This window comes from Clostridium beijerinckii, from assembly GCF_018223745.1.
In the GTDB taxonomy this organism is placed as follows: Bacteria; Bacillota; Clostridia; order Clostridiales; family Clostridiaceae; genus Clostridium; species Clostridium beijerinckii.
The window spans coordinates 5,501,753-5,526,172 of sequence record NZ_CP073653.1; the positions used below are offsets into that span (position 1 = coordinate 5,501,753).

General features: G+C 31.1%; 15 protein-coding genes. All 15 read right to left on the bottom strand.

Annotation, left to right across the window (positions count from 1 at the left end; all coding sequences use genetic code 11):
• Nucleotides 1-4: 4 nt before the first annotated feature.
• Entirely contained in the window at nt 5-1,369 is a 1,365-nt protein-coding gene (rlmD, locus tag KEC93_RS24305; RefSeq protein WP_077867693.1) for a 23S rRNA (uracil(1939)-C(5))-methyltransferase RlmD, read from the bottom strand.
• An 899-nt stretch (nt 1,370-2,268) separates the two neighbouring features.
• A complete protein-coding gene (gene pyk / locus KEC93_RS24310) occupies nt 2,269-3,690 on the bottom strand; it encodes a pyruvate kinase (RefSeq protein WP_017212224.1) in 1,422 nt (473 codons plus the stop codon).
• Nucleotides 3,691-3,834: 144 nt separating this feature from the next.
• Complete coding sequence (gene pfkA, locus KEC93_RS24315; RefSeq protein WP_012061003.1) at nt 3,835-4,791, bottom strand: 6-phosphofructokinase; 957 nt, start codon at nt 4,789-4,791, stop codon at nt 3,835-3,837.
• 456 nt (nt 4,792-5,247) lie between these two features.
• Complete coding sequence (locus KEC93_RS24320) at nt 5,248-8,823, bottom strand: DNA polymerase III subunit alpha (RefSeq protein WP_039773067.1); 3,576 nt, start codon at nt 8,821-8,823, stop codon at nt 5,248-5,250.
• 103 nt (nt 8,824-8,926) lie between these two features.
• Nucleotides 8,927-9,211 carry a Dabb family protein gene (locus KEC93_RS24325; RefSeq protein WP_012061005.1) on the bottom strand — a complete coding sequence of 95 codons (285 nt, stop codon included), beginning with the start codon at nt 9,209-9,211 and terminating at the stop codon, nt 8,927-8,929.
• Between the two features lie 23 nt (nt 9,212-9,234).
• A complete protein-coding gene (gene whiA, locus KEC93_RS24330) occupies nt 9,235-10,182 on the bottom strand; it encodes a DNA-binding protein WhiA (RefSeq protein WP_017212227.1) in 948 nt (315 codons plus the stop codon).
• Between the two features lie 42 nt (nt 10,183-10,224).
• Nucleotides 10,225-11,577 carry a gluconeogenesis morphogenetic factor MgfK gene (locus tag KEC93_RS24335; RefSeq protein ID WP_012061007.1) on the bottom strand — a complete coding sequence of 451 codons (1,353 nt, stop codon included), beginning with the start codon at nt 11,575-11,577 and terminating at the stop codon, nt 10,225-10,227.
• Nucleotides 11,574-12,458, bottom strand: coding sequence for an RNase adapter RapZ (gene rapZ, locus KEC93_RS24340; RefSeq protein ID WP_017212228.1), 885 nt, complete (start codon nt 12,456-12,458; stop codon nt 11,574-11,576). The genes KEC93_RS24335 and rapZ overlap by 4 nt, the downstream gene beginning before the upstream one ends.
• Before the next feature lie 225 nt (nt 12,459-12,683).
• On the bottom strand, nt 12,684-13,598 hold the full coding sequence (murB, locus tag KEC93_RS24345; RefSeq protein ID WP_012061009.1) for a UDP-N-acetylmuramate dehydrogenase: 915 nt from the start codon (nt 13,596-13,598) through the stop codon (nt 12,684-12,686).
• A 237-nt stretch (nt 13,599-13,835) separates the two neighbouring features.
• On the bottom strand, nt 13,836-15,701 hold the full coding sequence (uvrC, locus tag KEC93_RS24350; RefSeq protein WP_017212229.1) for an excinuclease ABC subunit UvrC: 1,866 nt from the start codon (nt 15,699-15,701) through the stop codon (nt 13,836-13,838).
• A 143-nt stretch (nt 15,702-15,844) separates the two neighbouring features.
• The gene (locus KEC93_RS24355; RefSeq protein WP_012061011.1) at nt 15,845-17,314 is read right to left on the bottom strand and encodes a peptidoglycan D,D-transpeptidase FtsI family protein; all 1,470 of its coding nucleotides are present in this window, start codon (nt 17,312-17,314) and stop codon (nt 15,845-15,847) included.
• A 3-nt stretch (nt 17,315-17,317) separates the two neighbouring features.
• The gene (locus KEC93_RS24360; protein ID WP_012061012.1) at nt 17,318-18,538 is read right to left on the bottom strand and encodes an FtsW/RodA/SpoVE family cell cycle protein; all 1,221 of its coding nucleotides are present in this window, start codon (nt 18,536-18,538) and stop codon (nt 17,318-17,320) included.
• Between the two features lie 152 nt (nt 18,539-18,690).
• Nucleotides 18,691-19,134 (bottom strand): FHA domain-containing protein, encoded by a 444-nt coding sequence (locus tag KEC93_RS24365; RefSeq protein ID WP_012061013.1) that lies wholly within the window; start codon nt 19,132-19,134, stop codon nt 18,691-18,693.
• Nucleotides 19,135-19,514: 380 nt separating this feature from the next.
• Nucleotides 19,515-22,340 (bottom strand): excinuclease ABC subunit UvrA, encoded by a 2,826-nt coding sequence (uvrA, locus tag KEC93_RS24370; protein WP_077867692.1) that lies wholly within the window; start codon nt 22,338-22,340, stop codon nt 19,515-19,517.
• A gap of 76 nt (nt 22,341-22,416) precedes the next feature.
• Nucleotides 22,417-24,390, bottom strand: coding sequence for an excinuclease ABC subunit UvrB (gene uvrB / locus KEC93_RS24375; protein WP_017212231.1), 1,974 nt, complete (start codon nt 24,388-24,390; stop codon nt 22,417-22,419).
• Nucleotides 24,391-24,420 lie beyond the last annotated feature (30 nt).

Consider the following 24,420-nt stretch of genomic DNA (forward strand, 5'->3'; position numbering starts at 1 on the left):
CAAGCTATTTTCTAATTAATTTAGCTACTGCTTCCACATGCTTTGTATTTGGAAACATGTCTACAGGCTGTACTTCTATTGTTTTAAATCCCAACCCTTCTAAATGTTTTAAATCTCTTGCTAAAGTGCTAGGATCACATGATACATACACTACTCTTTTAGGCTTAGCTTCTCCTATCGCATTTAGCAAATTGATATCACATCCCTTTCTTGGGGGATCCACAACTATTATGTCAGGTTTGATTCCATTTTTTATTAACTCTGGAATCACTTCTTCAGATTTTCCCACATAAAATTTCGAGTTGTCTATTCCATTTATTTCTGCATTATCTACTGCATTATCTATCGCCTGTTTTACTATTTCAACTCCATAGACTTTTCTTGCATTCTGAGATAAGAATAATGTTATTGTACCAGCACCGCAATATGCATCAAAAACAATCTCGTTTCCGCTTAAATCTGCATATTCCAAAGCTTTATTATAAAGTACTTCTGTTTGAATAGGATTTATTTGAAAGAAAGATAATGGCGAAATATTAAATTTATATTTACCTATATAATCAGATATATAATCCTGCCCCCACAAAGTTATACACTTGTCACCGAGAACTAAACTATTATTTTTAGTATTTATATTCTGAATTATTCCCTTTAAATTTTTAACCTCTAACCTAATATCCTTTATCAGTTCTTCTTTCTTAGGAATTTCCTTATCGGTAGTAATCAAAATTACCATAATCTCATTAGTTTTAAAACCCTTTCTCACCATTACATTTCTAATTAGTCCTTCACTAAAAAACAAATTATCTTTCCTAGCAGGCAATATAGAATACTTTTTCATCCAATTTCTTATTATTTTTATGATTTTATCAGTTTCTTCATCTTGAATTAGACACTTATCCATATCAACTACTTCATGTGTTTTTTCACTAAAAAAGCCCATTGAAAGTTCATTGTCTGTCAATGCAATTGAATATATTCCTTTATTTCTATATCTGTAAGGAAATTTCATCCCTATAGTACTTTTAACTATATCCCCCGATAATCCACCAATTCTTTCTATGCAATCCTTAACTCTATTGTATTTAAATTTTAATTGTGAATCGTAATTAGAATGCATTAGAGTACAACCGCCGCATTTTTCATAATACCTACATTGAGGCACAATTCTTTCGTCACATTTCTCTACTATATCTATAAGCTTTCCATAAGAATAATTCTTTTTATTCTTGATTATTTCTGTCTTTACAGTTTCCCCTATTAAAGCTCCTGGTATAAATATTGGATATCCATCTATCTTTGCAACACCCTCACCTTCATATCCTAATGAATCTATTTTTACAATATACTCTTTATTTCTCTCTAACACATGTACACATCCTTCATTGTTAGTATCATTTCTTAACTATAATTTTCAAATCAATATTTAAAAATACTTTCTACATTTTATCATATCTTATTCATTTATTTAAGATATTTATAAATTCTTATATACAATTAAGAACAAACCCTAAACTATTAAATTCTCATTTATAATGAATATTATATTTAGATTTAACATTTGAATAATTCCCCATAAAAATCAAATAATTTGCTCATGCTAGAATTTGTTTTGTCAGGTAATAAATAATTAATGATAATTATGATATCTCGATTTAATCAACCTCTTAGTGCCATTAAATCATATAATTTTCCTAAAATAAAAAAAGAGCACCTTGCGGTGCTAATACAGAATCAGTTGCCATTTAATTCCATAATCATTAAATTATTATTTCTCTTTTAGAGCAATAATATACATTATATATTAAATATCATATTTTTAAATGTTAATTTTTTGTTAACTTTATATATTCTTTAAAATTTGATTACATACTTATTATCTTGAGTGCACGTATATAGTATTTTATGTTTAACGATTATTTAAAACCTTCCATTTTAAAAAATCGCAGGCGACTGTGGTTAAGTTCCGCATTGTGCTTCGCACTCTTTTCATATGTGTAGATTTTTTTCACGCATCTGCCTTTTCGAACGCATGTGAGAAAAATCTGCACATCAGAAATAGCAGCTCTGCTGCATATAAGAACATTTTATGCAGGCGAATAAGATTTCTTTTTTTATTCTTTTTAAAATACCAAAACTATTTAATCAACCTTTTTTATATTATCCACAGATTTTACTTGAATATAAATTCCTAAAGAATAAAAAAGGACTTTGGTAAGATTCCTACCAAAGTCCCTTTATATATATTAAAAAATTATGTTTCAAATATTATTTTACTTCGCTAATCTTTAAAAGATTTGTTGCACCAACTTGGTCTACAGGAACTCCAGCTGCTAATACAACTATATCTCCTGATTTAACAAATTCATTATTTTTAGCTATTTCAACTGATCTTTCTAACATTTCATCAGTAGATTCCATTTTATCAGCAACTACTGGATATACTCCCCATGAGAATGCTAATTGTCTAGCAACTATTGGATCTGGAGTAACAGCTATAATTGGGCATTCTGGTCTACATTGAGAAATTCTCTTAGCAGTTGCACCAGTTTGAGTTGAAGTAATTACTGCTGCTGCTTCTAATTCATTAGCTGCATTACTAGCTGCTCTTGAAATAACTCCTGCTATAGCTGGAATATGTGTTTTAGCTTGAGAAACTGCTACTTTATATTCTAAAGATTTTTCAGTTTCTTCAGCAATCTTAGCCATTGTAGCTACAGCTTCTACTGGATAATCTCCATTAGCACTTTCTCCTGATAACATGATTGCATCAGTACCATCTAAGATAGCATTAGCAACGTCTGAAACTTCTGCTCTTGTTGGTCTTGGATTTCTCATCATAGAATCTAACATTTGAGTTGCAGTTACAACTGGTTTACCAGCTGCTTTACATTTTTTGATGATCATCTTTTGAACTGCTGGAACTTGTTCTATTGGAATTTCAACACCAAGATCTCCTCTAGCTACCATTATAAGGTCTGAAGCTTCTAAGATTTCATCTAAGTTATCAACACCTTCTTGGTTTTCTATCTTTGAACAGATAAGGATTCTTTCTCCACCATTTGCATCAAGTATTTCTCTGATAGTCTTTACATCAGATGCTTTTCTTATGAATGAAGCAGCTATCATAGTAACTCCAACTTCACAACCGAAGATTAAATCTGATTTATCTTTTTCAGTAAGAGCTGGTAATTGGATTGATACTCCTGGTACGTTAACTCCTTTATGAGTTCCAACGAATCCAGTGTTTTGAACTTCACACTTAATAGCGTTACCTTCAACAGATTTAACAGTTAATCCTACTAAACCATCATCTATTAAAATTGTATTTCCTGGTTTAACATCATTTGCTAGTCCTGCATATGTAACTGAACATTTAGTAGTATCACCAACTACATCCATATCTCCAGCATATACTGTAAATTCAGAACCCTTAGCTAATTCAACTTTCTTTGGTTCAAATTTACCAGTTCTTATTTCTGGTCCTTTTGTATCAAGAATTATTGCAATTTCTCTATTTAACTTCTTTGATAGTTCTTTAACTTTCTTAATTCTTCCACCGTGTTCTTCATGGTCTCCATGTGAAAAGTTATGTCTTGAAGCATTCATTCCTGAAAGAACAACCTTCTCTAATATTTCCATATCTTCACTTGCAGGGCCAATAGTACAAATCATTTTAGTTTTTCTCATTAAACTAACACTCCTCTTTCTTCGATTAGGCACATAAAATAAAATAATGTTACAAATATGCAAAATAAGCAAGCATGTTGATTCATTATTTTTTGATTGTACCTTATTTATAAAATTTATATAAATAAACTATAAGCTAAATTATTATGATAATACTTGAGCAATATCATAAAGTTCTTTATCAAATTTGCTTTCCATATCAAGAGCTTCATCTATATCTTGGTCTATTATTTTATTATCTCTAATTCCTATTACTCTTGAAGTTCCACCTTTTAATAATACTTCTATAGCCTTTGCTCCCATTCTTGAAGCTAAAACTCTATCTGTAGCAGTAGGACTTCCTCCTCTTTGAATATGACCTAAGATTGTTGCTCTTGTTTCAATTCCAGTTACTTCTTCAACGTACTTTGCAAGTTCAAATGCTCCTCCAATTCCTTCTGCAAGCATTATTAGATTATGCATTTTTCCTTTATTTTTACCTTCTAAGATAGTTCTACAAAGTGCATCTTTATCAAATTCCATTTCAGGAATTATAATTGCTTCTGCGCCTCCGCAGATACCTGCATATAAAGATAAATCTCCGCAGTCTCTACCCATAACTTCTACAATTGAAACTCTTTCATGTGAAGTTGAAGTATCTCTAATTTTATTTATAGCATCTACAACGGTATTTAAGGCTGTATCAAACCCTAAAGTGAAGTCTGTGTAAGCTAAATCATTATCAATTGTTCCTGGTAAACCTATTGTTTTAATTCCAAGCTTTGATAATAATTTTGCACCCATAAATGAACCGTCTCCACCTATAACTACTAGAGCTTCAACACCATAAGCTTGTAATATTTTTGCAGCCTTTTTTCTTACTTCTTCATTCTTGAATTCAGGACATCTAGCAGTTCTTAAAATTGTTCCACCTCTTTGGATTATATCAGATACTGAATTTCTATCCATGCTGAATAATTCTCCATTAATAAGTCCACTATAACCTCTTTGTACTCCCATAACTTCAATTCCGTTATGAAGCGCAGTTCTTACTACTGCTCTAATTGCAGCATTCATGCCTGGTGCATCTCCACCACTTGTTAACACAGCTATCTTTTTCATAATATATATTTCCTCCTTAAAATACCGCAAAGGGACCTTAAATGACCCTTGTGTACATAATATAACCATAATTTATTAATCAAGAATTATTGTACATAAATTTGAACCAATTATCAATGATATTTAACCATTTTCTGATATTATTCTAAAATAAATGTCTAAATTTTATGAAAAATTTCACAATACAAATAATTTGAAAATTATTTTACTGAATTTATGACTATACACCGCTAAATATCATATTTTTTCATATAAGCTATCTTCATTTATAACAAGGATAGTAACTGCATTTTTATAATAGTTTTAGTGTTATAAAACAATGAACGTAATTTGTCTTCTCTATTATAACCAATAATCGATAAATTTATATAAAATAATATAATTTTTGTGATATTAATTTTTGTAATATTTTTCATTTGTATATTTACTAAATTTTTAATCACATCTCGTTTCTAATTATGAATCTAATACTTTAACATTCTCATCTCCTAAAGTTTGTCTCAATAAATTCATAACATCACTATCTAGGGAAATCCATCTATCTCTTGGCACCCTAAACTTTTGTTTTCCTTTGCTCTCAAATATATAAATAGGCGTATCTCCAATATATTCCTTTATCAATAATTCTTTTAATTTTTTACTTAAGACAGTAGCTGCCACCTTATCATCGACTCTTAAATATACTTTTGAAGTATTGACCTTCTCTAAAGGTTCTATACTTTCACAAATAAGTTTTGGTGGTTCATCTTCTTTCAAACTTAATCTTCCTTTAACTATTACCAAACTATCTGTTACGCATAATTCTTTTACTTTCTCCAAAGTTTTAGGGAACACTATTACTTCAATCGTTCCAGTTAAGTCTTCAAGTTTTAGGAATGCCATTATAGAATTATTTCTTGTTACCTTCTGATTAACACTAGCAAGTATTCCTCCAAGGATTACTCTATCATTATCTTGTAAGGCATCCTGCCTGTTAAACATATTAATTTCACCCATATCGCTCTCTAGAGAATCATCTAAGGTTTCCTGTACTAAAAATATTTTAGAAATCTCATTTGTTGTCTGCATTTTCAGACTTTGAGCATAGTCATCTAGGGGATGCCCAGTAATATAAAGTCCCGTCATCTCCTTTTCCATAGCTAATAAATTACGCTTAGTAAATTCCTTAATATTAGGATAGTTTACTTCTGGATTCTTTAATTCTTCACTTGCAAATAAGCTTATTTGCCCATCAATATTTCTTCTCTTATCACTAGATATATTATCAATTAATTTTTCATGAACAGCTAACATCTTAGATCTAAAAACATCAAAATCATCTAGAGCCCCAGCCTTTATTAAACATTCAACTGCACGCTTATTTATTGATGATGGATCCATTTTATTTATAAAATCAACTAACGATTCAAATTTACCCTTTTCTTCTCTTGCTTTCACTATGCTTGCTACAACATTAGTTCCAACATTCTTTATAGCCGCTAATCCAAATCTAATCTTGTTCTCTTTAACAGTGAATTTTGAAAAACTTTCGTTTATATTAGGTGGTAAAACTTGTATTCCAAGTTCTTCTGCTATGCCGATATAGTATGCTACCTTTTCACTGATTCCCATGATTGAATTAAGCATTGCTGCAATCATCTCTACTGGATAGTACTTCATAAGATATGCTGTTTGATATCCAACAACTGCATATGCCGCTGCATGGGATTTATTAAATGCATACGAAGCAAAGTCCATCATAGAATCGAAAATTTTATTAGCTATTTCCTCTGAAATTCCATTTCTCACGCATCCTGGTACTATTACTTCATCATTTTCAACAATACCATGAATGAAATTTTTTCTTTCTTCCTCCATGACTTTATGTTTTTTCTTTGACATAGCTCTTCTAACCATATCACTACGTCCCATGGAGTATCCAGCTAAATCTCTAACAGCCTGCATTACTTGTTCCTGATATACTAAACATCCATACGTAACACCTAATATAGGCTCTAATTCTTTAGTTAAATACGTAACTTTTTCTGAATTTTTCTTTCCTTCTATGTATCTAGGAATTTCAGCCATAGGCCCTGGCCTATAGAGCGATATTCCCGCAATAATATCTTCCAATGAATCAGGTTTTAATTCCTTCATGAATGAAGTCATTCCTGGCGATTCAAGCTGGAACACTCCAGCAGTCTTACCTTCCCCTATCATTTTATATACTTCTTTGTCTTCAAAATCTATTTTATCTAAATCAATATCTATCTTTCTATTTTCTCTAATCATATTAATAGCATCATTCATAACCGTTAACGTTCTAAGTCCTAAGAAATCCATCTTAAGTAGCCCAAGCTCTTCTAATGTTGTCATTCCAAATTGGGTTACTATCATTTCTTCATTCTTCTGTAATGGAACATATTCAACTAATGGCTTTGATGCTATAACAACACCAGCAGCATGAGTAGAAGAATGCCTTGGAAGTCCCTCTAAATCCTTTGAAACATCTATTAACGCCTTTACTCTTTCATCTGTATCATAGGCTAATTTAAGCTCTGGATTTAAGTCTAACGCCTTCTCTATAGTTATTCCAAGCATTGTTGGTATCATCTTAGCTATTCTATCAACCTCTGCATAACTATAATTCATAGCTCTTCCAACATCTCGTATACATAGTCTAGCTGCCATTGTACCAAACGTTATTATCTGCGAAACATTACTTGCTCCGTACTTCTCAACTACATAATCAATGACTTCTTGTCTTCTTTCATAACAAAAATCACTATCTATATCTGGCATGGATACTCTCTCTGGATTTAAGAAACGTTCAAAGATTAAACTATACTTAATCGGATCTATTTTTGTAATTCCTAACGTATATGCAACTATTGAACCTGCTGCGGATCCTCTACCTGGCCCTGTAGGTATTCCACTTTCATAGGAAAATCTAACAAAATCCCATACAATTAAAAAGTAGTCAATATATCCCATTTGCTTTATTACTTGAAGCTCATATTCTAATCTATCAACATATTCTTTAGCTTCTTCATAATTTGCTACTACTTCTTCAATTTTACTATAGTCCAAACTCTGATTTCTAAGATTTTCAAATACACTATATCTATCTATCAGACCTTTATAGCAAGTATCTCTAAGATATTCATAAGGATCTTGACCTTCTTCTAGCGGAAATTTTGGAAGCTTAGATTCGTGAAACTTATATTCATAGCTACACTCATTGGCTATCTTAATGGTATTCTCCAAAGCCTCAGGAATATAGGAAAACATATCCCACATTTCATCTGCTGATTTTAAATAAAACTGATCTGAAGGATATCTTCTTCTATGAGGATCATCAATGGTTTTAGCTGTTTGTATACACATTAGTACGTCATGTGATCTAGAATCTTCCTTGCTTATGTAGTGAACATCATTAGTAGCAACTAGTGGTATACCAGTTTCATTAGATAACTTTATATTTTCTTCATTTACTCTCTTTTGTTCTTCCATTCCATGATTTTGTAACTCAATATAAAAGTCACCATTAAAAATTTCTTTGTATGTTAAGGCTGTCTCTTTTGCTTTTTCATAATTGCCTTTAAGATGGTAAGATTGTACTTCACCACCTAAACATGCACTCAAAGCAATTAATCCTTCACTATGTTTTCTTAAATATTCATAATCTATTCTGGGCTTATAATAAAATCCTTCAATAGATGCAACTGATACTATTTTCATTAGATTTTCATATCCAATTTGATTCTTTACTAATAAAACCAAATGATAAGTTGAATTCTCTTTGTCTGGCTGCTTTATATGTCTAGACTTTGGTACGACATAAACTTCACATCCTAAAATAGGTTTTATATCATTTTCTTTTGCTGCCTTATAGAAATCTACAAGCCCATATAAAACTCCATGATCAGTAATAGCAATACTCTTCATGCCTAATTCTTTTGCCTTCTTCATGAGCTTTCCTATTTTTCCTGATCCATCAAGTAAACTATATTCTGTATGCAAATGTAAATGACAAAATTGTTTTTCTTCCATTATCCTCACCTCCTCTTTAAATTAACAGTTAATTTATAGTTTAAAATTTACAGTTTCTTTAGAATTTTTCTAACTAAACTATAAATCTTAAACCATATGTTATTTAGAAATCTAAAGTTTTACTGCCTTCCATATATGGCCCTATAACCTTTTTAACTTTTTCAACATGAAATTCGTTCACGTCATAAGATAAATAATCTTCCTTGTTATCAAATCTTGTTATAATTCCAACATCATAACTTCTATCACTTTTTATTACATCTACCCCTACTTCTAGCTGCTTTAATTCCTTGATCATTCCATTCATAGATAATAAAGTCTTTTCTACAAATTTCAAATTTTCTGTTGTTGGCTCTTTCAATTTAAATAATACAATGTGTGTAAACATAATATCCTCTCCCTTTAATTTTATTATTTGCTTGTTCGTAATTCCTCTGCTATCTTTTCTATCTTTCTTAATCTATGATTTATTCCCGATTTTCCTACTGGAGGATCTAGCATTTCTCCTAATTCCTTCAGAGATTCATCTGGATAATTCAATCTAAGCTCTGCAATTTCTCTTAAATTATCTGGCAATCTTTGCAGCCCAATCTGTGATTGGATAAGTTTTATGCTTTCAACCTGCCTTACAGCTGCATTTACAGTTTTAGAAAGATTCGCTGTCTCACAATTCACAAGTCTATTTACATTATTTCTCATTTCCTTCATTATTCTTATATTTTCAATCTCTAAAAGCGATGAATGAGCTCCTATTACATTAAGCAAATCTACTATTTGTTCTCCTTCTTTGATATATACTATGAAACTATTTTTTCTCTGTATAACCTTGGAATTTAAACTGAAAGTATTGATTAAATTCGATAAATCTTTTGCATATTCTTCACTATGAGTTACAAATTCTAGATGATAAGTTTTTTCTGGATTACTTATGCTTCCTCCGCCGATAAATGCGCCTCTTATATATGCTCTTTTTATATCTTCGTCTTTAAAAATATACTCCTCTATTCTATAATCTAAGCTCATTATTCCATCAATTTCTTTGAGTATTCCTGTATCGCTTAATAGTCCCCTAACACCCATTTCTTCAGAAATTACTACCATATAGATATTATTCTTCTTTAAGGAGTTACTCTTTTTCACCATTAACTTTGAATGTATATTAAAGTGATCCTTTAAAAGTGTAAAAATCAATCTAGCACTAGCTGGGTTTTCTGTGGTCATTTTAAAACTAAGTCCACTTCCACTAAAAGCTAATGTACCACTAACCTTCATAATAGCCGATATTTCTGCTAACGCCTCTTCTTTCGAAATATCTATATATCTGCATATCTCTCCTTTAACTTTAGATGAAAATGACATTCTGTTTCCTTCCTTATCTATAAATTTTCTTATAGTTTATAATTAATCAATTACTTTTCCTTTTTCTTCTCTGACTCTTTCCTTAATACGTTGCGATAAATACATATATTCAATTATCTTTTTCTTATCATATAAAAGTTTCTTTTCCATTATTGTATCTACTAATATTTCTGCCAACTTATCTGAATCGTGCTTTATCAATCCATTTTTTACTTTCACTAAATCGTCCCCAACTATTTTTACACCTAGACTATTAATGTCTTCTCTATCTAATTTAACAAGCTCCGCATCATCTTTTTGGTATTTTTCTTTTAATTCCTCTGTTATTTCTCCTGTATTAGCAATTACATAATCAACAATATCTTTCCCACCATATTTGAATAAAACCTTTAAGTGGTCTGACACTTTAAAACCTGTAGTCTCTCCAGGTTGAGTCATTATATTTGAAATGTATATTTTGATAGCACTACTCTTCCTAACTTCTTTTGCAATATCTTTAACAAGCAAATTAGAAGTTATACTTGTATATAAGCTACCTGGTCCCATTACTATAGCATCTGCTTCCTTTATAGCCTCTAATGCCTCTGGAAGAGCTTTTGCATTCTCAGGAACTATTTTTAATTCTTCTATTCTAGATTTTTGTTCAATAGCTTCTTCTGGAATTTGCGATTCACCTTTTACTATATTACCATTTTGTAGTTTTGCAACTAATTGCATATTATCCAAAGTAACAGGTATAACTTTACCTGTTACAGCTAATACAGAACTCATTTTCTGAACTGCTTCCTCAAAATTGTCAGATATTCCAGCCATAGCTGCCAAGAATAAATTTCCAAAGCTTTGATTCTTTAATCTTCCATCAGCAAATCTATACTGAAGTAAATCCTCCATTATTGGCTCCGTATCAGCTAATGCCAAAATACAGTTTCTTATGTCTCCAGGAGGCAACATTCCTAAATCTTCTCTTAAATCTCCAGATCCGCCCCCATCATCTCCAACCGTAACTATTGCAGTTATATTTGATGTATAGTACTTCAACCCTCGAAGCATTGTAGATAAACCAGTTCCTCCACCAATTACAACTATCTTAGGACCCTTTACTAATAATCTTTTTTCATATATTAGACTTTCAATTTTTCTGCTATCTAGAGAAACTTTGATATAGCCTCTATTTACTAAAGCAATTATTGATTTCATCGTTTCAGTAATTGATATATATAAAACAAATATTCCTGTAATATTTAAAAACACATAAAAAACCTGGTAATATAAATTGTAAACCCTATGGTTAACTAGTTCTGTAAATCCAAATGATATTAATAATATTCCGAAAATACCAAACGCTAGCCATCGTTTCACTTTAATTCCAGCCTTAAGCCAATCTTTTATCCTCATAGCTTCTTTTCTCCTTTATGAAGATCTTCAGCTACATCTCTATGCTCTATTTTAGAATTATAGTTTTCTTTATTTAATCTTTCATAAACTTCATTTGCTATTGCGACTGAGCGATGTCTTCCACCTGTACATCCTATAGATATAATTAATTGACTCTTTCCTTCTTTTATATAATTAGGTATTAAATATTTTAACATATCTACTAACTTTTCTATAAAATTCACAGTCTCCTCTTGTTTTAAGACATAATCTTTAACTGGTTCATCATTACCAGAATACTGCTTTAATTCAGGTATATAAAATGGATTTGGTATAAATCTAACATCAAAAACCAAATCTGAATCCACTGGTATTCCATATTTAAACCCAAAGCTTAATACAGTAATTGATAATTGCTTTTCAGGATAAGTATGATCTCCATAATTCTTGTTTATTTTTTCTCTTAAATGCCTTATTTCGTATTTAGATGTATCAATGATAATATCAGCTATATTTTTAACTTCTCTTAATTTCTCTCTCTCCTGAGTAATCCCAGTCAAAACTCTTCCATCTGGAGATAATGGATGGCTTCTCCTTGTCTCCTTAAATCTCTTAATAAGCACTTCATCAGTTGCTTCTAGAAATAATATCTCGTATTTAAATTCATTTTTCTTTAAGTAATTTAGGGCTTCAAAAAAATCTTCAAAGAAAATTCCGCCTCTAATATCTATAACTAATGCTACTTTTTCAATATTTCCGCCACTTTGCGTGCATACTTCTGCAAACTTAGAGATTAACTTTGGTGGAAGGTTATCAACACAAAAATATCCTAAATCCTCCAATGTTCTTGTTGCTTGTGTCTTTCCTGCTCCTGATAATCCTGTAACAATAACAAATCTCATACTACACACTCCCTTTTGCCAAAGACGTCTTCTAGGCACAACTATTACTTCTAATTTACCTTAACATCAAAATTATATCACACTATTATAATTAAATCATAAAAAACCCAAAAGTCTCTAAACTCTTGAGTTTTATATAATTTAGTGTTTATTTACAGATATATTTAACATCTTCAACTTCTATTTTTATTTATATTTTCAAAACTAATATAGTCACTAAAATGCTTAATCTTCACCCCAAATTCTAACTTCAGGATATAAATCTACTCCAAATTGTTTTTTCACTTCATCCCTAACATGATATATTACATCTAATACATCCTTAGCTGTTCCGTTCTTACAATTAATAACAAATCCAGCATGCTTCTCCGAAACACACGCTCCGCCGATAGCAAATCCCTTTAATCCTGCATCCTCAATTAATTTTCCTGCGAAATAGCCTTCTGGTCTTTTAAATGTACTACCTGCTGAAGGATACTCTAACGGCTGTCTTTCTTCTCTTCTTTTAGTTAATTCATCAACTCTAGCTTGAATCTTTTCTTTATCGCCATTAACTAAATTAAAAGTTGCGCGTAATACTATATATCCCTTTTGCATAACTACAGACTGCCTATATCCTAAATTCAACTCTGATTTAGGAATTATTCTAATTTCTTGATTGTCATCAAGTACTTCTGCACTTTCAATAACAAATGAAATTTCTCCGTCATAAGCTCCTGCATTCATGAATACAGCTCCACCTACGCTACCCGGAATACCACAAGCAAATTGAAATCCTGCTAGTGATCCTTCTGTAGCTGCCTTCGAAACGTCTTTAAGTAATGCTCCACATTCTGCAATAATCTTGTTACCTATACATTCTATTTTATTGAGCTCGCATAACTTTATAACAACACCTCTAATACCACCATCTTTAACTAAGATATTAGACCCATTTCCTATTACATAAAATGGTATATTATTTTCTTTACAAATAGTAATAGTTTCTTTTACCTGTTGTATACTGTTTGGAGTTAAAAGTATGTCTACTGGTCCTCCAACTTTAAAGTATATATGTTCACTCATTTTCGCATCTAATTGAATTTGTGACTCTTCGTATAATTTGCTGAACAAATTCTTATATTCTCCATAGTGCTTCATGCCAAAACTCCTCAAACATTTATATTAATCTGCTTTTTGTTTACATGATATAGAATAATTTAAATATTAATCTAAGACAAGTAAATTTTTATTCCGTACTATTATAGCATAATTTATTTATTTTGTTCATGTTTTTAATATATATTCAAAAAATAACATAATGTATTTTAATTATACATCATTGGTACAATAATCTAAGGCTAAAAATTAGGTTGAGATACCCCAACCTGATTTCTTTTATTTTGTATTTCTAAAATACTCTAATACACTATTAGCTGCTTTCGTATCAATTGATTCTGTCTCAAGAAGTTCGTCTAATGTAGCTTTTTTAATATTATCGATACTTCCAAATTTCATTAAAAGAGACATTCTTCTCTTCTGCCCAATATTAGGTATATCATCTAATATTGAATGAAGCGTTCTCTTATCTCTTAAACTTCTGTGGTAAGTTATTGCGAATCTATGAACTTCATCCTGAATTCTTCTTATCATTTGCATCAAATTAGAATTTCTATTTATTATTAATTCATTATTATTATAAATAATCCCTCTAGTTGCATGATAATCATCTTTAACCAATCCACATACAGGTATATCTATTCCTAATTTCTCTAATACTTCAAGAGCTATATTAACCTGACCTTTTCCACCATCCATCATAATTAAATCTGGAAAATTCGAAAACTTTCCACTAGAAAATTTAATTTCTTTATTTTGAATCTCTTCGATCTCTTTTAATCCATGAGTGAATCTTCGGTCTAAAATTTCTCTCATACTATCATAATCATTAGCACTTTTTACAGTTTTTATACGAAATCTTCTATAATCGCTATTCTTAGCTTTACCATTCTCAAATACAATCATTGACCCAACGGAATCTACCCCTTGTATGTTGGATATATCGTAAGCTTCAATTCTAAGTGGTATACTATCAAGTTCTAATAATTCTTGAATTTCCTTTAGCGAAATCATATTAATCTCTTTATCTCTCAAAATCTTATCCTTAAATTGATCTAAAGTGACTTTCGCATTATTTTTAACTAGCTCCAACATTTCTTTTTTCTCGCCTTTTATTGGCACCTTAACGAAGACCCTTGAGCCACGCTTTATACTTAAAAATTCTTCCAAAGCTTCAATTTCATCACTTTCCGGAATGTATATATTCTTTGGAACTTTTGGTGTTCCTCCATAAAATGAAATTATAAATTGTGAAATTATTGTTGTATCTTCCTCATGGGAACTATTTTCAATCATAAAATGTTCTCTTCCAGTTATTTTTCCATCCCTTAAAAAGAATACTTGAATACAGCAATCTTTCTCATCTTTATAGATATTAATAAAATCTTCATCATTCTCTTGAGATTTAAACACCTTTTGTTTTTCTGCTATATTTTCTATAGCAATCATTTTATCTCTTAATGATGCAGCTTTCTCAAATTCTAAATTTCCTGATGCACTTTGCATTTCTTCTTTTAACTTATTTAGAAGGCTCCTATCCTTCCCACTTAAAACTTCCATTATTTCATCTATCATTTTTTTGTATTCAGTTTTAGAAATACGCCCTTCACAGGGTGCATTACATTTTTTTATATGATAATTTAAACATGCTCTTGTCGGCTTTTCGCCTTCTATAATAGATTTTTTACAAGTTCTTAATGGAAAAATTTTTCTAATCAAATTTATTGTTTCATGTACATCTCCTGCATTTGGATAAGGCCCAAAATACTTATTTCCATCCTTGGCATAATTTCTTGTTATAAAAACTCTAGGAAAATCCTCATTAGTAGTCACTTTTATGAATGGATAAAATTTATCATCCTTTAGTGAAATATTATATTTAGGGCTATACTTTTTTATTAGATTGCATTCTAATATTAGAGCTTCCATTTCAGAATCTGTCACTATGTATTCAAACTCAGCAATATTTTTAACCATTGCCTTTACTTTTTCCGAATGATTTTTAGAATTTTGAAAGTATTGGCGCACTCTATTTTTCAATATTTTTGCTTTTCCCACATAGATAATCTCTCCAAGTGAGTTTTTCATTAAATAAACCCCTGGTTCATTTGGTAGAATTTTTAATTGGGCTTTAAAATCAAACATTCCAACACTCCTTCCTTTAAATTCAAATACAAAAAAGTGAAGAGTTTATAAGGAAAATCCTTTTATTATTTCCAATTCAGTACTTTTAAGAAATTTCAACGGTTCTCCAATAACTATTCACTTTTTATCTACCATATTTAATTTTAATTTCCAATAACCGCTTGCCTAATTAATTTTCCTGCTATCGGTGCTGCCGCACTCGCTCCGTATCCTCCATTTTCAACTATTACAGCAACTGCAATCTTAGGATTGCTCGCTGGTGCAAGCCCAATAAACCATGAATGAGGTTTAGCGCTTTCTCCATTAGCAAGATTATAATCAGCTGTACCAGTCTTACCTGCTGCATCAGTTCCTTGAAAATAACTCCAAGTAGAGTCGATTCTTGAATCAACTAAATTTTTCATATAGTCTTTTATAATTGCAGCATTAGCTGAACTTATAACTTGTTTATTCACCTTTGGTTCCACTGTCTTAACTACATTACCGTCCTTATCCACCACTTGGCTAACGAGTCTTGGCTCCATCATCTTACCATCATCAGCCACTGTACTTGCAACCAAAGCCATCTCCATAGGCGTAGCTAAAATACTACTTTGGCCAATTCCAGATTGAGCTATGCTACCAATTTCCGCTTTAGATAACTTTGGAAATTGACTCTGATCTATTTTAAATCCATCAGATTCTACTGTATTATTAAAACCAAACTTCTCCGCAGTAGCTTTTAACTTATCATTTCCTAGCTCCATTGCCAATGTACCAAATACAAAATTACTTGATAATCTATAGGCATCCTTTAAATCTATTTCACCATTAACTTCTCCATTATCATTGCTCAATGACTGTTTATCGTTAAATACTATTTTACCTGTATCATTAAAAGTTCTATTTGTAACCCCAGGCATATTTTCTAATGCGCTGCTAAGAGTTACTGTTTTAAATGTTGATCCTGGCGGGTATTTTCCTGATACTGCTCTATTTATAAACGGACTATCTTCATTAGAAGCTTTCATTGAGCCTTCCAAATCATTTGGATTGTACGTTGGCTTAGAAACCATAGCTAATACTTCTCCTGTTTTTGGATTTAAGGCTACCACTGCACCCTTATTACTTCCAAGTGCATCATATGCTATTTTTTGAAGTGTTGGATCTAATGTAGTTATAACACCATTCCCAACTTTGACCTCATCTTCTTTTCTATTCTTAAACATTGATTTTAACTTATCTATGCTAAAATCTTTAGTTAGATTTAAAATATTGTTAGTAAGCTTGTTGTATGTGGTTAACTCACTATCATAATTTGCCTCTAATCCTGTCAATCCATATCTTGGATCTACATATCCTAGTGCGTGAACATATAAATCTCCGTTAACATAAGTTCTTTTTTGTGTTAGCGCATCTACCCTTGCACTTGTTGTAAGCGGATTTTTATTTCTATCATATATGGTTCCCCTCAAAACTTCATTTCTTCTTGCCCAAAGCCTTTGATTACCTTCACTTTCAGCTATAGTAGGAGCCGAAAAAACTTGAAAATATGCAATATATGAGATAAGAGCTACAAAGCAAAATAAAAAAACTACCATTACCTGTTTTATACTATTAGAAACATTTTTCAATTTTTAGCCCTCCTCCGATATCTTTTGAAGTATTGCTAGTGCAAAAAACATAGTTATTATTGAGGAACCTCCAGCACTAATAAGAGGCAATGTAATCCCTGTCAGAGGTATTACTGCAAACACTCCTCCTATTATAACTAGAACCTGACATGCTATCATAGCACTGAGGCCTATGGCATTAAGTTGTGAAAATCTATCTTTGATTCTAAATGAAGCCCTCATTCCTCTATAGAAAAACAAGAAATATATTATCATAATTCCGAGTCCAAATACCATTCCCAATTCCTCACAAATTACTGCAAAAATTAAGTCTGATGTATTTACTGGCATAAATCCTGGGTATCCTTGGCCAAGTCCACTTCCAAACATTCCACCAGAAGAAATCGAATATAATCCTTGAACTATCTGATATCCCGTAGTATCTTTATACTTCCATGGATCCCTCCATATTAATACTCTTTGCTGTACGTGCGGAAACAGTTTATATGCAAAAATAGATCCCAACACAAATAATATAAATGTTATTACCACATACTTTTTCTTTCCAGTTGCAACATACAACATTGTTAATGAAATACCAAAAAATATTAACGCAGATCCTAAATCCTTTTGCCCAACCAAACATCCTAATGAATATACAACAACCAGTGCAGGTTGCCAAAGTTGTTTGAAATCTTCTATTATATTATTTTTGTCTTCATAATCATGTAAAGCTGCCGCTAAGTATATGGCAAATGTTATCTTACCAAATTCTGATGGTTGAATACTAAATCCACCAATTCTAATCCAGTTAGTTGCACCATAAACTTCTTGATGCGCGAACAATGCTAGAGGCATTATAAGCAGAGTTGCTATCAGATATACCTTCTTGTACTTAACAAAATCTCTTATATCTGGAATTATCACTACTAGAGCAATAAATACAACTATTCCAGCTGCAAAATACATTAACTGTTTAATAGCAATATCAGTATCCAATCTATATAGTACAGCTATACCTATTACTGACAATATACATGCAAATGTAATCAAAAATTTATCCCCATGGGGATAAAACTTCCGTATTAATATTTGGGTAGCAGTTATTAAGCCACATACTATCAACCCCATGTATATAGCGCCTTTATCCATGTCATCTTTCAATATTGCTAAATTTGTAAAAAGCGCTATACATAACAAATAAGTTAACAGTAATAGCTTTATTTCATCTCTTTTTATCTTCACTCCATATCACCCCACCGTGCTATTCCTTTGATATTTAGATTTCTAAAATACTTTTGTAAAGCCCAGCGGAAAATATAGCTTTACAATACTTCCCCGCTGAGCCTAATTTTTTCAATAAAAAATTCTTTTAATATCCTCTTTATTCGAATATTTTAAATTAAAATCTTAAAAATTGCCGTACCAATTCTTATCTCATCTTTATTAGACAGTTTTGCTTTGCCACTTATCTTATTCTTGTTTAAGTAGGTACCATTTGTGCTATTTAAATCTTCTATAAATAAGCTACTATTCCTTATGATAATTCTCGCATGACTTCCAGAAACATGTTGATCACATAATACAATAGAATTATCATCTTTTCTTCCTATTGTTAAATCCGATCTGATAGGAATAATAGATCCATCTTTTAAATCTTTGCTACTTCCAGAATCTATGATTTCTAAGCCATAACTTCCTTTTGCTGCAGTAGGCCTTCTTTTCTTCCCTCCGTTTTTAACATCCCTATACATTATCTTTAGCGCATAGTATATTATTACATACAGTATAATAATAAAAACAATTCCAAAAAAACCAGCAATTATTCTCGAAAAACTCATATTTTCACCTCAATATTCATTCCTGTATCCATTATATATGTAAAATAACTTTCAGAAATTTATAAGTTATAACTTACATTTACCTCATTAATGATTATACAATAAAAAAGTAAGTATGGCATGCAAAAGTGCCACTTAATTAATATATATTATTATATCATCTATATTATTTTAATATCTACTTATCATATTCTGTCCTATAATGCCCCAATTGTCAATTTTCAATATAATTTCTTCATAAAAACTTTATTATTTTTAATTTTATATTATATATATATATATATATATATATTGCCAATTGAGCATTATAACTACCAATTATAGGTTTTAATATTATATAGTTCTAAATATGAGTACCTATTCATTAATATTCATAAGTTTTATTTAAGCACATCTTTCAAATATTTACCTGTATAAGATTCTTGAACCTTACACAATTCTTCTGGCGTTCCACATTTTATAATGGTTCCACCCTTATCTCCGCCTTCTGGACCTAAATCAATCAAATAATCTGCACATTTTATCATATCTAAATTATGCTCAATTACTACTACAGTATTTCCTGTTTCAACTAAACTTTGAAGTATTTCTATTAATCTACTAACATCATCTACGTGTAATCCTGTTGTTGGCTCATCCAATATATATAGAGTTTTTCCTGTGCTTCTCTTTGATAATTCATATGCTAACTTAATTCTTTGAGCTTCTCCTCCTGATAATTGAGTTGAAGGCTGGCCTAATCTAATATATCCAAGTCCTACATCATTTAATGTCCTCAACTTATTCTCAATTCTAGGTATATTTTCAAAGAACTTCAACGCTTCTTCAACTGTCATTTTTAATACATCATCTATATTTTTCCCTTTATACTTTACTTCTAAAGTTTCTCTATTATACCTCTTTCCTTTACACACCTCACATGGAACATAAACATCCGATAGAAATTGCATTTCTATTTTTATTATCCCATCTCCAGAACAAGCTTCACATCTTCCACCTTTAACATTAAAACTAAATCTGCCTTGCTTATAACCCCTCATTTTAGCTTCCGTAGTTTGTGAAAATAACTCTCTAATTATATCAAATGTGCCTGTATAAGTTGCCGGATTAGAACGAGGTGTTCTTCCAATCGGACTTTGATTTATATCTATTATTTTATCAATATTCTCATAACCAACTATTTCTTTATGGTTTCCTACTGGATTTTTGCTCTTATTTACTAATCTATTTAACCCTTTATAAAGTATTTCATTTACCAGAGTACTTTTTCCGGACCCAGAAACTCCTGTGACCATAGTTAAAGTACCAAGAGGAATTGAAACATTTATATTTTTTAAATTATTTTCCTTAGCGCCTACAATTTTTATTTTTTGTCCATTACCTTTCCTTCTCGCTACCGGAATTTGAATTGATTTTCTTCCAGTTAAATATTGACCTGTTATTGATTTTTTACATGCTTTAACTTCATCAAGTGTTCCAGCAACAACTACTTCTCCCCCGTGCTCTCCTGCACCCGGTCCAATATCAACAATATAATCTGCTTCCTTCATAGTATCTTCATCGTGTTCTACAACTACTACTGTATTTCCAACATCTCTTAGATTTTTCAAAGTATGTATTAGCCTATCATTATCCCTTTGATGCAATCCAATACTTGGTTCATCTAATATATATAGAACTCCCATAAGTGCTGAACCGATTTGTGTTGCAAGCCTTATTCTTTGTGATTCCCCACCTGATAAGGTTCCAGAATTTCTTGATAAACTTAAGTAATCTAAACCAACATCTAATAAAAACTGCAATCTATTTTTAATCTCTTTTATAATCTGCTCACTTATAAGTTTATTTTTTTCTGAAAATTCCACTCCATTTATAAACTCAAGTTCTTCTTTTATTGACATACTTGTAAATTCATATATATTTTTTCCACCAACAGTAACTGCTAGCACTTCTTTTTTTAATCTAGCGCCTTTACATTTTGGGCATGAATCATTGCTCATGTATTGCTCTATTTCACCCTTTATAAGATCTGAATTACTCTCTCTATACCTTCTGCTTAATGCATTAATTTCCCCTTCAAATGCATAACTATAAATAGCTTTAACTCCATCTTTCACATATTCAATTTTAAGTTTTTTTCCACCTGTTCCATACAACAATAAATCAACATGTTCTTTATCCAAATCTTTTATAGGCTTGCTTAAATCTAATCCATACTCTTTAGTTAGAGCTTGAAGTATTGCATATGTCCAAGAATCTTCTTTTAGTCTTCCACTTCCCCAGCTTGCTATAGCTCCTTCCATAACACTTAGCTCTCTATTAGGTATAACAAGCTTTTCGTCTATCTCCATAAGACTTCCAAGCCCATCACAATGATCGCACTTTCCATATGGAGCATTAAATGAAAATAATCTAGGCGATAGCTCATCAATACTTATTCCACAATCTGGGCAAGCAAAATTTTCGCTAAATAAAGTTTCTTCTCCTCCAATAACGCTAATTATAACTAATCCTTCGCCCATCTTTAAAGACGCTTCTACAGATTCTGTAAGTCTACCTTCAATCCCTTCCTTTATGACAATTCTATCAATAACAGCTTCAATATTATGCTTTTTATTTTTATCTAACTTTACTTCCTCTTCAGTTAAGTCATAGATTTCCCCATCAATCCTTGCTCTAACAAAACCGCTCTTCTTTATATGTTCTAATATCTTTTCATGAGTTCCTTTTCTCCCTTTAACTACAGGTGATAATACTTGAAGTTTAGATCTATCTCCATAACCCATAATTTTATCAACAATCTGATCAACAGATTGTTTAGTAATTTCTTTACCGCACTTTGGACAGTGAGGAATTCCTACTCTTGCATATAATAATCTCAAATAATCATATATTTCAGTTATTGTTCCAACTGTTGATCTTGGATTTTTACTTGTAGTCTTTTGATCTATTGATATTGCCGGTGATAATCCTTCTATATATTCTACATTCGGTTTATCCATTTGTCCTAAAAATTGCCGTGCATAAGAAGACAAAGATTCCACATATCTTCTTTGCCCTTCAGCATATAATGTATCAAAGGCCAATGATGACTTACCTGAGCCTGATAATCCTGTAAGTACAACTAATTTATCTCTCGGTATTTCTAAACTTACATTCTTTAAATTATTAACTTTCGCACCTTTTATTACTATCTTATCGTTCATTAAACTAACCTCCTACTTAATGGACAATACATAATTCATAGTTTTATGCAATATATCATATATTGATTATTACCCATTACTTTCCATCTTTAATTTCATTAATAATATCTCTAAGCTCAGCTGCTCTTTCGAATTGAAGATTTTTTGCCGCTAAAAGCATTTCTTCTGTAAGATCTTTAATTAACTTATCTTTTTCTTTCTTAGTAAGTTTTTTCTTATCCGCAGCTTTATATTCTTCGACTTCTTCTGAAACCTTTGTTGCTTCTATAATATCTCTTACATCTTTAATTATTGTTGTTGGTACCATTCCATGTCTTTCATTATAATCTTTTTGTATAGCTCTTCTTCTTTCCGTTTCCTTCATTGCTTTATCCATAGACTTTGTTATATTGTCAGCATACATTATAACCTTGCTTTCTGAATTTCTAGCCGCTCTTCCTATTGTTTGTATTAATGATGTTTCTGATCTTAAAAATCCTTCTTTATCAGCGTCTAAAATTGCAACTAAAGCTACCTCTGGTATATCTAATCCTTCTCTTAAAAGATTTATTCCTACAAGTACATCGTACTCACCAAGCCTCAAATCTCTTATTATTTTCATTCTTTCTATCGTATCAATATCTGAATGCATATAAGTTGTTTTAACACCAAGCTCTATTAAATATTTAGTTAAATCTTCTGCCATACGCTTGGTTAATGTAGTTATTAATATTCTAAATCCACACTCTATCGTTTTATTAATCTCTCCATATAAATCATCAATTTGTCCTTTAATAGGCCTTATAATGATTTCTGGATCTAACAATCCTGTAGGTCTTATGATTTGTTCAGCGATTTCTTCAGAATTATCTATTTCATAAGCCGATGGAGTAGCACTTACAAACACTACTTGATTAATTTTCTTTTCAAATTCCTCAAATTTTAGCGGTCTATTATCATATGCACAAGGTAATCTAAACCCATAGTCTACCAATGTATTTTTTCTCGATCTATCTCCTGCATACATTGCTCTGACCTGAGGTAATGTTACGTGGCTCTCATCTATAAACATAAGAAAATCTTCTGGAAAATAATCTATTAATGTTTTAGGCGGTGTTCCTGAAGCTCTACCATCTAATATTCTAGAATAATTCTCAATCCCACTACAATATCCCATTTCCTTTATCATCTCAATATCAAAGTTAGTTCTTTGCCTTAATCTTTGAGCTTCTAAAAGTTTATCCTGAGCATTAAGTTCTCTAAGCCTCTCCTCTAATTCTCCTTCAATTATGCCAATTGCTTTATCAACAGTCTCTCTAGATGTTGCAAAGTGGGATGCTGGAGTTATGGCTACATGATTTCTTTCTCCTAGGATACTTCCTGTTAATACATCAAATTCTCTTATTCTATCAATTTCATCTCCAAAAAATTCAATTCTAATCCCTTTATTTGAATACGAAGCGGGAATTATATCCAAAGAATCTCCTCTAACTCTAAAAGTTCCTCTTGAAAAATCTATATCATTTCTTTCATATTGAATTTCTATGAGTTTCTTTATAACCTCATCTCTCTCTTTTTCCATTCCAGTTCTAAGACTTATAGTCAACTTTTTATATTCATCTGGATTACCTAGCCCGTATATGCAGGAAACAGATGCGACAATTATTACATCTCTCCTTTCAAAAAGAGCTGAAGTAGCTGAATGCCTTAATTTATCTATTTCATCATTAATTGATGCATCTTTTTCTATAAATGTATCTGTTTGAGGCACATATGCTTCTGGTTGATAATAGTCATAATAAGATACAAAGTATTCTACTATATTATCAGGAAAGAACTCCTTAAATTCCGAACATAATTGCGCTGCTAAAGTTTTATTATGAGCTAATATTATAGTAGGTCTTTGTAATTTTTCTATAACATTTGCCATAGTAAATGTTTTTCCTGAGCCTGTTACTCCAAGCAAAGTTTGAGCTCTATTATTGCTTTTTATGGAATTGACTAATTTATCAATTGCTTGTGGTTGATCCCCTGTAGGTTTAAATCTCGATTGTATTTTAAATTCTCCCATTATATTACCTCCAATCCGAACAGACATTCG

Excerpts from the sequence above, each read along its gene's own strand:
- pyk (WP_017212224.1), bottom strand. The coding sequence starts at position 3,690 with ATGAGAAAAACTAAAATGATTTGTACTATTGGCCCTGCAAGTGAAGAT.
- pfkA (WP_012061003.1), bottom strand. The coding sequence starts at position 4,791 with ATGAAAAAGATAGCTGTGTTAACAAGTGGTGGAGATGCACCAGGCATG.
- KEC93_RS24320 (WP_039773067.1), bottom strand. The coding sequence starts at position 8,823 with ATGGAAGAAAAACAATTTTGTCATTTACATTTGCATACAGAATATAGT.
- KEC93_RS24325 (WP_012061005.1), bottom strand. The coding sequence starts at position 9,211 with ATGTTTACACACATTGTATTATTTAAATTGAAAGAGCCAACAACAGAA.
- whiA (WP_017212227.1), bottom strand. The coding sequence starts at position 10,182 with ATGTCATTTTCATCTAAAGTTAAAGGAGAGATATGCAGATATATAGAT.
- KEC93_RS24335 (WP_012061007.1), bottom strand. The coding sequence starts at position 11,577 with ATGAGGATAAAAGATTGGCTTAAGGCTGGAATTAAAGTGAAACGATGG.
- rapZ (WP_017212228.1), bottom strand. The coding sequence starts at position 12,458 with ATGAGATTTGTTATTGTTACAGGATTATCAGGAGCAGGAAAGACACAA.
- murB (WP_012061009.1), bottom strand. The coding sequence starts at position 13,598 with ATGAAGCACTATGGAGAATATAAGAATTTGTTCAGCAAATTATACGAA.
- uvrC (WP_017212229.1), bottom strand. The coding sequence starts at position 15,701 with ATGTTTGATTTTAAAGCCCAATTAAAAATTCTACCAAATGAACCAGGG.
- KEC93_RS24365 (WP_012061013.1), bottom strand. The coding sequence starts at position 19,134 with ATGAGTTTTTCGAGAATAATTGCTGGTTTTTTTGGAATTGTTTTTATT.
- uvrA (WP_077867692.1), bottom strand. The coding sequence starts at position 22,340 with ATGAACGATAAGATAGTAATAAAAGGTGCGAAAGTTAATAATTTAAAG.
- uvrB (WP_017212231.1), bottom strand. The coding sequence starts at position 24,390 with ATGGGAGAATTTAAAATACAATCGAGATTTAAACCTACAGGGGATCAA.